Origin of the sequence: Vaginella massiliensis (assembly GCF_900089075.1) — a bacterium.
In the GTDB taxonomy this organism is placed as follows: Bacteria; Bacteroidota; Bacteroidia; order Flavobacteriales; family Weeksellaceae; genus Weeksella; species Weeksella massiliensis_A.
In genome coordinates, this window is record NZ_LT593743.1 from 1 (window position 1) to 1,583 (window position 1,583).

At 48.9% G+C, this 1,583-nt stretch carries 1 tRNA gene and 1 rRNA gene; both read left to right on the plus strand.

What is annotated here, in order from left to right:
• Positions 1–1,310: ribosomal RNA gene (locus BN8061_RS00030) — 16S ribosomal RNA — on the plus strand; the annotation flags it as partial.
• A 120-nt stretch (positions 1,311–1,430) separates the two neighbouring features.
• A tRNA-Ile gene (locus BN8061_RS00035) sits at positions 1,431–1,504 on the plus strand.
• The last annotated feature ends 79 nt before the right edge of the window (positions 1,505–1,583 follow it).

Consider the following 1,583-nt stretch of genomic DNA (forward strand, 5'->3'; position numbering starts at 1 on the left):
ATCGGATAAGGATAGTCATGCGTAAGATTAGCTAGTTGGTGAGGTAACGGCTCACCAAGGCGATGATCTTTAGGGGTCCTGAGAGGGAGATCCCCCACACTGGTACTGAGACACGGACCAGACTCCTACGGGAGGCAGCAGTGAGGAATATTGGACAATGGGTGGAAGCCTGATCCAGCCATCCCGCGTGTAGGACGACTGCCTTATGGGTTGTAAACTACTTTTCTCTGGGGATAAACCTACTCACGAGCTGAGTAGCTGAAGGTACCAGAAGAATAAGCACCGGCTAACTCCGTGCCAGCAGCCGCGGTAATACGGAGGGTGCGAGCGTTATCCGGATTTATTGGGTTTAAAGGGTCCGTAGGCGGCTAAATAAGTCAGTGGTGAAATCCCTCAGCTCAACTGAGGAACTGCCATTGATACTGTTTAGCTAGAATTTGTATGAAGTAGCTAGAATGTGTAGTGTAGCGGTGAAATGCATAGATATTACGCAGAATACCAATTGCGAAGGCAGGTTACTAATACAACATTGACGCTGATGGACGAAAGCGTGGGGAGCGAACAGGATTAGATACCCTGGTAGTCCACGCCGTAAACGATGGATACTTGCTGTTGGATTTTCGGATTCAGTGGTTAAGCGAAAGTAATAAGTATCCCACCTGGGGAGTACGATCGCAAGATTGAAACTCAAAGGAATTGACGGGGGCCCGCACAAGCGGTGGAGCATGTGGTTTAATTCGATGATACGCGAGGAACCTTACCAAGGCTTAAATGTATTTTGCTGTATTCAGAAATGGATATTTCTTCGGACAGAATGCAAGGTGCTGCATGGCTGTCGTCAGCTCGTGCCGTGAGGTGTTAGGTTAAGTCCTGCAACGAGCGCAACCCCTATTTCTAGTTGCCAGCGTTTAAAGACGGGGACTCTAGAGAGACTGCCGGCGTAAGCCGCGAGGAAGGTGGGGACGACGTCAAGTCATCACGGCCCTTACGTCTTGGGCTACACACGTGCTACAATGGCCGGTACAGAGGGCAGCTACCTGGTGACAGGATGCGAATCTTCAAAACCGGTCTCAGTTCGGATTGGAGTCTGCAACTCGACTCTATGAAGCTGGAATCGCTAGTAATCGCATATCAGCCATGATGCGGTGAATACGTTCCCGGGCCTTGTACACACCGCCCGTCAAGCCATGGAAGCTGGGGGTACCTGAAGTCGGTGACCGTCAAAGGAGCTGCCTAGGGTAAAACTGGTAACTAGGGCTAAGTCGTAACAAGGTAGCCGTACCGGAAGGTGCGGCTGGAACATCTCATATTTAGAGCAATACGATGTTTAGGTTATTATGACTCAAATTGTCTTGGCTTAGTTTTTTCTAAAAAAAATAAATAAACGAAATAAAAAGGAAAACAGACCACTCTTTTTAGAGTTTAGAAAGAGTCTCATAGCTCAGCTGGTTAGAGCGCTACACTGATAATGTAGAGGTCGGCAGTTCGAGTCTGCCTGAGACTACAGCTTGGTTAACACTAAAAAAGAGGGGAATTAGCTCAGCTGGCTAGAGCGCCTGCCTTGCACGCAGGAGGTCATCGGT